The organism is Kitasatospora sp. NPDC057518, from assembly GCF_042802075.1.
Taxonomy (GTDB): Bacteria; Actinomycetota; Actinomycetes; order Streptomycetales; family Streptomycetaceae; genus Kitasatospora.
The window spans coordinates 1-8,427 of record NZ_JBHVEU010000393.1 but is presented as its reverse complement, the minus strand read 5'-3'; the positions used below and the strand labels follow the sequence as shown (position 1 = coordinate 8,427).

Annotated in this window: 11 protein-coding genes; all 11 read left to right on the top strand. The window is 74.2% G+C overall.

The annotated features are described in order from the left end of the window. Positions 1 to 205: 205 nt before the first annotated feature. The 11 genes from ACFU7Z_RS30785 (at position 206) to trpA (ending at position 8,314) form a co-directional block, all read left to right on the top strand. The gene (locus ACFU7Z_RS30785; RefSeq protein WP_159028385.1) at positions 206 to 775 is read left to right on the top strand and encodes a hypothetical protein; all 570 of its coding nucleotides are present in this window, start codon (positions 206 to 208) and stop codon (positions 773 to 775) included. Positions 776 to 832: 57 nt separating this feature from the next. Then, on the top strand, positions 833 to 1,204 hold the full coding sequence (gene hisI, locus ACFU7Z_RS30780) for a phosphoribosyl-AMP cyclohydrolase (protein ID WP_074000946.1): 372 nt from the start codon (positions 833 to 835) through the stop codon (positions 1,202 to 1,204). A 40-nt stretch (positions 1,205 to 1,244) separates the two neighbouring features. Then, entirely contained in the window at positions 1,245 to 2,768 is a 1,524-nt protein-coding gene (locus ACFU7Z_RS30775; RefSeq protein ID WP_049650355.1) for an anthranilate synthase component I, read from the top strand. Positions 2,769 to 2,788: 20 nt separating this feature from the next. Then, positions 2,789 to 3,241, top strand: a complete 453-nt coding sequence (locus tag ACFU7Z_RS30770; protein WP_380781099.1) for a Uma2 family endonuclease — start codon at positions 2,789 to 2,791, stop codon at positions 3,239 to 3,241. Between the two features lie 176 nt (positions 3,242 to 3,417). Next, entirely contained in the window at positions 3,418 to 3,948 is a 531-nt protein-coding gene (locus ACFU7Z_RS30765) for a TIGR02234 family membrane protein (RefSeq protein ID WP_241852746.1), read from the top strand. 156 nt (positions 3,949 to 4,104) lie between these two features. Continuing rightward, a complete protein-coding gene (locus ACFU7Z_RS30760) occupies positions 4,105 to 4,368 on the top strand; it encodes an HGxxPAAW family protein (protein ID WP_049651218.1) in 264 nt (87 codons plus the stop codon). A gap of 110 nt (positions 4,369 to 4,478) precedes the next feature. After that, positions 4,479 to 4,928: a DUF2752 domain-containing protein gene (locus ACFU7Z_RS30755; protein ID WP_049651217.1), complete on the top strand. Its 450-nt coding sequence runs from the start codon at positions 4,479 to 4,481 to the stop codon at positions 4,926 to 4,928. Between the two features lie 285 nt (positions 4,929 to 5,213). Then, complete coding sequence (trpC, locus tag ACFU7Z_RS30750; protein WP_049651216.1) at positions 5,214 to 6,020, top strand: indole-3-glycerol phosphate synthase TrpC; 807 nt, start codon at positions 5,214 to 5,216, stop codon at positions 6,018 to 6,020. A gap of 10 nt (positions 6,021 to 6,030) precedes the next feature. Continuing rightward, positions 6,031 to 6,180 carry a tryptophan biosynthesis modulator TrpM gene (trpM, locus tag ACFU7Z_RS30745; protein WP_188296911.1) on the top strand — a complete coding sequence of 50 codons (150 nt, stop codon included), beginning with the start codon at positions 6,031 to 6,033 and terminating at the stop codon, positions 6,178 to 6,180. A gap of 53 nt (positions 6,181 to 6,233) precedes the next feature. Then, a complete protein-coding gene (gene trpB, locus ACFU7Z_RS30740) occupies positions 6,234 to 7,502 on the top strand; it encodes a tryptophan synthase subunit beta (protein WP_074000949.1) in 1,269 nt (422 codons plus the stop codon). Positions 7,503 to 7,504: 2 nt separating this feature from the next. Continuing rightward, positions 7,505 to 8,314 carry a tryptophan synthase subunit alpha gene (gene trpA / locus ACFU7Z_RS30735; protein ID WP_375873970.1) on the top strand — a complete coding sequence of 270 codons (810 nt, stop codon included), beginning with the start codon at positions 7,505 to 7,507 and terminating at the stop codon, positions 8,312 to 8,314. Positions 8,315 to 8,427 lie beyond the last annotated feature (113 nt).

The window sequence follows — 8,427 nt, the reverse complement described above, 5'->3', positions numbered from 1 at the left end:
GGGGTCGGAAGAAACAATTTTCTTTTATTTGAATTTTCTCTATCCAGGATAGGTTTCCTGCGGCGTCACCTCAGGGTGCAGCCGGTTGGTGAGCCGGTCTCGGATGGCGGGTCTACCGACCTTCAGGTCCCGGCGGGCCGCCCGTACGGGGCGAGTTTGGCGAAGCGGCTGTCAGGTGGGGGTCGGGTGGGCCATCCTCGTGGCCATGACCTCCGAGCAGCCGCCGTCCGCAGTCGGCTCCCGCCCGTCCCGCGGCCTGGTCCTCACCGTTGCCGCCGTGCTGGTCGTCCTGCTCGCGGTGGTGGCCACCGCGGTGCTGTGGCCGGACGACAAGAAGCCGGCCGCCGCGCCGCCGCCGCCCACGCCGACTCCCACGGCCACCCAGACGCCGACACCCACCCCTACGCCCACGCCGCAGCCGCCGTACGCGTTCTTCCCGGTCGGCGCCTGCTTCGACCACCCGCAGCTGAGCCCGGTGATCACCAAGCCGGAGGAACGCCCCTGCGTCGGCGACCACGACGGTGAGGTGATCGCCGACCTCAAGCTCGCGGACGGGATCACCGGCGACATCCCGCTGGCGCTTGCCATGCGCGACGGCTGCAAGGAGGTCGAAGCCGCCGCCAAGGCCCGCCAGGGCGACGGAAAGACCTACTACGGCCGCCAGTTCGGCCCTGCCATGGCCAACTACCAGCAGGGCTGGCGTGACTACACCTGCACCCTGGCCGCCAGCAACAAGCAGGGCGGCCCCAAGCTCACCGGGCAGCTGCACCCGTAGCGGCTCCGGCGGGGGAGCGAGGCGGGTGCGGCGGGGCGGGCTGACACAATGGGGTGCATGTCCACCACACCCGCCGCTCCCGGCAGCACCGCCCTCGCCCCCGAGATCGCCGCGCGGCTCAAGCGCTCCGAGGACGGGCTGGTCCCGGCCATCGCCCAGCAGTACGACACCGGCGAGGTGCTGATGCTCGGGTGGATGGACGACGAGGCGCTGCACCGCACCCTCACCACGGGCCGCTGCACCTACTGGAGCCGCAGCCGCCGTGAGTACTGGGTGAAGGGCGACACCTCGGGCCACGTCCAGGCGGTCAAGTCGGTGGCCCTGGACTGCGACGGCGACACCCTGCTGGTCAGGGTCGACCAGAGCGGCGCGGCCTGCCACACCGGTGACCGCACCTGCTTCGACGCCGACGTGCTCCCGCTCTCCTGACCCAAGTCCACTCGAAGAACTCAAGAAGGTGCCGCCCGTCATGGATCTCGAAGCCTTCCGCAAGCTCGCCGTCGACACCCGGGTCATCCCGGTCACCCGCAGGCTCCTCGCGGACGGCCTCACCCCGATCGGCCTCTACCGCACCCTCGCCGAGGAGCGGCCCGGCACCTTCCTGCTGGAGTCCGCCGAGCAGGGCCGCAGCTGGTCGCGCTACTCCTTCGTCGGGGTGCGCAGCGCCGCCGCGCTGACCGTCGGCCCGGACGGCGGGGCCCGCTGGCTCGGCACCCCGCCGGTCGGCATCCCCACCGCGGGCGACCCGCTGGAGGTGCTGCGCGCCACCCTCCAGGCGCTGCACACCCCGCGGCTGGAGGACGACGGCCTGCCCCCGCTCACCGGCGGCCTGGTCGGCTACCTCGGCTACGACATCGTCCGCCGGCTGGAGAAGCTGCCCGACCTCAACCCGGACGACCTGGGCCTGCCCGAGCTGACCATGCTGCTCGCCACCGACCTCGCGGTGCTCGACCACGTCGACGGCACGGTGCTGCTGATCGCCAACGCCGTCAACCACAACGACCTGGCCAGCGGCGCGGACGAGGCCTGGGCGGACGCGGTGGCCCGGCTGGACGCGATGGAGGCCGAGCTGTCCAAGCCGGTCGACCCGGGCCTGGCCACCTTCACCCCGGCCGGCCCCGGTGAGGTGCACTCGCCGTTCGGCGGCGAGCCGTACCGGGCCGCGGTGGAGACGATCAAGGAGCGGATCCGGGCCGGCGAGGCCTTCCAGGTGGTGCCCTCGCAGCGCTTCGAGGCGCCCTGCCCCGCCTCCGCGCTGGACGTCTACCGGGTGCTGCGCACCACCAACCCCAGCCCGTACATGTACCTGTTCCGCTTCCCCGGGCCGGACGGCGGGGCCGAGGGCGGCTTCGACGTGGTCGGCTCCAGCCCGGAGGCGCTGGTCAAGGTCACCGACGGCGAGGCGATGCTGCACCCGATCGCCGGCACCCGGCACCGCGGCGACACCCCGCAGGAGGACGCGGAGCTGGCCGCCGAGCTGCTCGCCGACCCCAAGGAGCGGGCCGAGCACCTGATGCTGGTGGACCTCGGCCGCAACGACCTCGGCCGGGTCTGCGAGCCGGGCAGCGTCGAGGTGGTCGACTTCATGCACATCGAGCGCTACAGCCACGTGATGCACATCGTGTCGACGGTGACCGGCACGGTCGCCCCGGGGCGGACCGCCTTCGACGTGCTGACCGCCTGCTTCCCGGCCGGCACCCTCTCCGGCGCGCCCAAGCCGCGGGCGATGCGGATCATCGAGGAGCTGGAGCCCACCCGCCGCGGCCTGTACGGCGGCTGCGTCGGCTACCTGGACTTCGCCGGGGACTCGGACACCGCGATCGCGATCCGCACCGCGGTGCTGCGCGACGGCACCGCGTACGTGCAGGCCGGCGCGGGCGTGGTCGCCGACTCCGACCCGCACGGCGAGGACACCGAGTGCCGCAACAAGGCGGCCGCCGTGCTGCGGGCGGTCGCCACCGCCAATACGCTGCGGACGCCGGAACTGTCCTGACGTGTGAGGAGGCGGCCGGGATGCCCGAGGCGCCGTACGACGAGCTGCGCTGGGAGGCCGTTTTCGGGACGGCCTCCCAGATCCGGGAAGGGCTCGCGGGCGCGGGGCGGGTGCTGTCCGGGGTCCTGATCGACTTCCCGGTCGCGCACGGCCCGCTCGCCCCGGACCTGGTGGTGGTCGCCCCCGGCGCCGCCCGCACCGCCCGGGGCCGGTACGGGGCCGCGGACGCCGAGGCGGTGCTGGAGGTGGCGCACCCGGGCCGTGACCACGTCTTCGCGCGGGCCTGCGCGGAGAGCGGCGTGCCGCTGTACGTGGTGGTCGATCCGGCGGCGGCGGTCTGCACCGTGCACACCGCGCCGTCCCCCGAGGGGGTGTACCGGGAGGCGGAGCGGGTGCCGTTCGGCAACGACCTGTTCCTGCCGCTCGGCGGCCGCACGGTGGTGCTGCGGACGGACGGGTTCCCCACGCCGTAACCCACCCCGCCGGCCGACCCGCCCGCCACCGCGCCGACCGCCCCGCCCGACGGCTCGCCCGACGGCCCGTTCCCCACCCCGGGTACGGACCCCGGCGTCGGTCGGGGGATAGTGGACGGGTGACCGCTGAGCAGACCCCCGCCCCCGCCGCCCCCAGCCGCCGCACCCTCGGCATCATGCTGCTGCTGACCGTGCTGAGCGCCGTGCTGGTGCTGACCGCGGTCGGGCGGACCTGGGCCGAGGGCCGGGCCGGCACCCTGGACGTGTCCGTCACCGGCGGCAGGATCTCCGAACTGCCCGGCGGGCTGGCCCTGGTGGGTCTCGCCGCGGCCGTCGCGGTGTTCGCGGTGCGCGGCGCCGGCCGGCTGGCGGTCGGCGCGCTGACCCTGCTGGCCGGGCTCGGCGCGGCCGCCGCCTCGGTGGCCGGGGCGGGCGACACCGCCGCGCTGGACGCCGAGGCCGCCCGCAAGCTGGCGCTGACCGGTTCGGCGGCCACCGAGGTCTCGCACACCGCCTGGCCCTGGGTCGCGCTGGTCGGCGGGGTCCTGCTGGCCCTGGCCGGACTGCTCACCCTGCGCTACGGCCGGGGCTGGCCGGCCATGGGCAGCCGCTACGAGGCGCCGACCCGCAAGGCCCCGGCGCGGACCGAGACGCCGGGCGACCTGTGGAAGGCCCTGGACCGGGGCGAGGACCCGACCGCGGTGTGAGCCGCGCGCATGTGACGCGGCCCGCGCGCATGTGACGCGATAGACCCGCCACCCGCTTTGGGCCGTCGGTGTGTGGCCCGGCACAATGGAACCCGTCAACCCGCCGGCGGCCCCGCAGGCCCGGCCGGGCCCCGAGAGCCAAGGAGCACCACTCAGATGGCAGCAGCAGCACACGGCCACACCACCGCCGCCTGGACCGGCGTCGTCATCTCCTTCGTCGGCTTCGGCGTCGCGGGCGTCGCCATGATCCTGCCGTCGGTTCTGCTCGTCTGGGTCGGCCTGGCGGTCATCCTGGCCGGTGGCGTGGTCGGCAAGGCCATGTCCCTCGCGGGCATGGGCAAGCAGCCCAGCGCCAACGTCTACAAGTCGGCCGAGGAGCAGCTCGCGGCCCGTGAGGCCCGCGCCGCCGTCGCCGCCTGACGACGGGCTCGTCGCACCACACGACCACACGTTTGTCGTACATCGGAACGGCGGGCGCGCCACGCCCGCCGTTTCGTCGTGTCCGGGCCCGACCCGGGCAGAATCGGGGCGTGAACGCCGCCCCCACCGCTTCCACCGCCTCCGCCCCGCCGCCCGTGCGGCGCCGGCTGAGCCCGCCGCTGACCGCGCTGGCGGCGGTGGCCGTCCCCGCCGCGTACGTCGCCGTGGTGGACCCGAACACCCCCGGGCACTACCCCGAGTGCCCGTTCCTGACCGCCACCGGCTGGTGGTGCCCCGGCTGCGGGGGGCTGCGCTGCGTCCACGCGCTGAGCCACGGGGACCTCACCGGCGCCCTGCACGACAACGCCGTCGTGGTCCTGCTGTTCGGCGTGCTGGCGGTGCTGTGGCTGCGCTGGGGCTGGGCCGCGCTGACCGGCGGGCCGCCGCCCAGGATCACCGTCGGGGGCCGGCGGTGGGCGCTGATCGCCCTGCTGGTGCTGGTGTTCACAGTGGTGCGCAACTCGGGGGTCGGTGCCGGGCTGGCGCCGCCGCTGGTCTGACCGGGCCGCGCGACCGCCGCTTCCCGTACGCCGTGACGCCACGTCCCGGCCACCGGTCGCGGCCGGCTCGGAGAGCGTCCGAAAACCGGTGCGAAGACCGTCCGAAAACCGGTGCACGCCCGGTGAAGCCGCAGCTGGGGACCGCCGGAGCGGGAGTCCGGTCCGCGAGACGCGGTTCGAACCGGTGCGCCCCCCGCCCCCGGCTGCCGATACCATCGAAGAGTCGGTGGGCTGTCGCCCGCCGGCTCACGCCGGCCAACTGGCAGAAAAGATGGGGGCTCCTGAGTGAGTGTGCTCGACTCGATCATCGAAGGGGTCCGCGAGGACCTCGCCGAGCGGCAGGCCCGGGTCTCCCTGGACGAGCTCAAGGCGCTGGCCGCCAAGGCTCCGGAGGCCAAGGACGGCGTCGCCGCCCTCCGGGGCGACGGGGTCCGGGTGATCTGCGAGGTGAAGCGCTCCAGCCCGTCCAAGGGCGCCCTGGCCTCGATCGCCGATCCGGCCGCCCTGGCGGTGGACTACGCGGCCGGCGGTGCCGCCGCGATCAGCGTGCTGACCGAGCAGCGCCGCTTCGGCGGTTCGCTGGCCGACCTGGACGCCGTCCGCGCCGCGGTGGACACCCCGCTGCTGCGCAAGGACTTCATCGTCACCGCCTACCAGCTGTGGGAGGCCCGTGCGCACGGCGCCGACCTCGCGCTGCTGATCGTCGCGGCCCTCGACCAGCCGGCCCTGGTGTCGCTGATCGAGCGCGCCGAGTCGATCGGCCTCACCCCGCTGGTCGAGGTGCACGACGAGGAGGAGATCAAGCGCGCGGTGGACGCCGGCGCCCGGATCATCGGCGTCAACGCCCGCAACCTGAAGACGCTCGAGGTGGACCGCAACACCTTCGAGAACGTCGCCCACGCCATCCCGGACGGCATCGTCAAGATCGCCGAGTCCGGTGTGCGCGGCCCGCTGGACGTGATCAACTACGCCAACCTCGGCGCCGACGCGGTGCTGGTCGGCGAGTCCCTGGTGACCGGCAAGGACCCGCGTGCCGCGGTCGCCGACCTGGTCGCCGCCGGGGCCCACCCCGCCGTCCGGCACAAGGACTGACCCCCACCCCATGAAGATCGCCGCCCGACTCGCCCCCGGTTGCCGCCCGCGCGGCTGCCGCGCGCCCGCACGCCGGGTGCTGGGGCGTCGGGTGCGGTACGTCATCGGGTGCGAGCCCGGGCAGGTGCCGGGACGGCGATGGCGCGTGACGTCCGGCTGAAGCCCAGCCGGGAAGACGTCGTTGTCGTCCATCTCCGTTCAAGGGAAACCACCATGTCCGAAAAGGACTACCTGCCCGGCGCCCAGGTGCCGGACGCGCGCGGCTACTTCGGCGCGTACGGCGGCCGCTTCATCCCCGAGGCGCTGGTCGCCGCGGTCGAGCAGGTCGCCGAGGAGTACGAGAAGGCCAAGACCGACCCGGCCTTCACCGCCGAGCTCGACGCGCTGCTCAAGGACTACACCGGGCGCCCGAGCCCGCTGACCGACGTGCACCGCTTCTCCGCCGAGGCGGGCGGCGCGCGCATCCTGCTCAAGCGCGAGGACCTCAACCACACCGGCTCGCACAAGATCAACAACGTGCTGGGCCAGGCGCTGCTCACCAAGCGGATGGGCAAGACCCGGATCATCGCCGAGACCGGCGCCGGCCAGCACGGCGTGGCCACCGCGACCGCCTGCGCCCTGTTCGGCTTCGACTGCACCATCTACATGGGCGAGGTCGACACCCAGCGCCAGGCGCTCAACGTCGCCCGGATGCGGATGCTCGGCGCCGAGGTGGTGGCCGTCAAGTCCGGCAGCCGGACGCTCAAGGACGCCATCAACGAGGCGTTCCGGGACTGGGTCGCCAACGTCGACTCCACCCACTACCTGTTCGGCACCGTCGCCGGGCCGCACCCCTTCCCGATGATGGTCCGGGACTTCCACCGGGTCATCGGCGTCGAGGCGCGGCAGCAGGTGCTCGACCGGACCGGCCGGCTGCCCGACGCCGTCGTGGCCTGCGTCGGCGGCGGCTCCAACGCGATGGGGATCTTCCACGAGTTCATCCCGGACGCCGGGGTGCGCCTGATCGGCTGCGAGGCGGCCGGCGAGGGCGCCGAGACGCCCCGGCACGCGGCCACCCTCACCAAGGGGGACCCGGGCGTGCTGCACGGCTCCCGGACGTACGTCCTCCAGGACGAGGACGGGCAGACCATCGAGTCGCACTCGATCTCGGCCGGGCTGGACTACCCGGGCGTCGGGCCGGAGCACGCCTGGCTGAAGGACACCGGGCGCGCCGAGTACCGTCCGGTCACCGACGACGCCGCGATGCAGGCGCTGCGGCTGCTGTCCCGCACCGAGGGGATCATCCCGGCCATCGAGAGCGCCCACGCGCTCGCCGGGGCGCTGGAGCTGGGGCGCGAGCTCGGGCCGGAGGCGACCATCCTGGTCTCGCTGTCGGGACGCGGGGACAAGGACATGCACACCGCGGCCGAGTACTTCGGGCTGTACGACGAGCCGGGGGCCGGGTCCGCCGGGCCGGCCGACTCCGCCGAGGGGGGTAAGTGATCATGGCTTCCAAGCTGAGCGACATCCTGGCCGCGGCCAAGGCCGAGGACCGGGCCGCGCTGATCGGCTACCTGCCGGCCGGGTTCCCGACCGTGGACGGCGGCATCCGGGCGGTCAACGCCCTGATCGAGGGCGGCTGCGACGTGGTCGAGGTCGGGCTGCCGCACTCCGACCCGGTGCTGGACGGCGCCGTCATCCAGACCGCCGACGACATCGCGCTGCGGGGCGGCGTGCGGATCAAGGACGTGCTGCGCACCGTCCAGGAGGTCGCCTCCGCGCACCCCGCGGCGGCGGTGCTGGTGATGACGTACTGGAACCCGGTCGACCGCTACGGGGTGGCGCGGTTCGCCGCCGACCTGGCGGCCGCGGGCGGGGCCGGCTGCATCCTGCCGGACCTGCCGGTGGAGGAGTCCGAGGAGTGGCGCAAGGCGGCGGACGAGCACGGTCTGGACACCGTGTTCGTGGTCGCTCCCAGCAGCAAGGACGCGCGGCTGGCGGAGGTCACGGCGGCGGGCAGCGGGTTCGTGTACGCGGCCGCGGTGATGGGCGTGACCGGGACGCGGTCGGCCGTCGGCTCGATGGCCGAGGACCTGGTCGCCCGGACCCGGGCCACCACCGACCTGCCGGTCTGCGTCGGGCTCGGGGTCTCGGACGCGGTGCAGGCGGCGGAGGTCGCCCGGTTCGCGGACGGGGTCATCGTGGGGTCGGCGTTCGTGAAGCGGATCCTGGCCGCGGGCGAGGACGAGGAAGCGGCGCTGGACGCGGTGCGGGCCCTGGCCGGGGAACTGGCCTCGGGCGTGCGGCGGAGCTGACGCGCGGTAGGACCATCAAGCCGGCGGCCCTCCACTAGGGGTGAGGGTGGGGGGCGCGGTGTTTTAGGGGGGGTGGGTTAGGGGCCGCGGCAGGGGGGGGAGGGGGCCCGGGC